The sequence below is a fragment of the Peptoniphilus rhinitidis 1-13 genome (genome assembly GCF_000246925.1).
Classification (GTDB): Bacteria; Bacillota; Clostridia; order Tissierellales; family Peptoniphilaceae; genus Peptoniphilus_A; species Peptoniphilus_A lacydonensis.
Map to the genome: position 1 here is coordinate 1 of NZ_BAEW01000044.1, position 488 is coordinate 488.

1 protein-coding gene is annotated in these 488 nt (G+C 30.3%); it reads left to right on the forward strand.

Annotation, left to right across the window (positions count from 1 at the left end):
* Positions 1 to 366: transposase (locus RH95_RS09140; protein ID WP_010248997.1), on the forward strand; the 366-nt coding region annotated here is incomplete at its 5' end.
* Positions 367 to 488: the final 122 nt, after the last annotated feature.

Here is a 488-nt window from a genome sequence, read left to right on the forward strand (position 1 = left end):
AAGTATGACTTAAGGATAAGATATCTCCTAGATGGAAGTAAAGCACCAGACCACACTACCATTAACAGATTTAGACAAAAAATTGTAGAACTAACACCAGATTTACTAAATCAAATAGTTCAAATACTGATAAAAGAAAATCAGATAGACCTATCAAGTATCTATATAGATGGAACAAAGATAGAATCCTATGCCAACAGATATAGTTTTGTATGGCGAGGAAGTATAGAAAAGTGGCAAGAAAAATTAATAGAGAGGATAAAAGAAGAACTAGGATTAAGTAAAAGTCTAATTCCAGACCAAGTACTTCAAGCAGTAACAACAATCTTTAATCAATTGAGAAAATATTGCAAACAGAAAAAATAAAATTTGTTTACGGAAAAGGAAAAAGAAAAACAAAAGAACAAAGGGACTATGAACTTTTAAAAGACTGGAAAGAAAACTAGAAAGCTACAGGAAACATCTAGAAATAATGGGAGACTATAGAA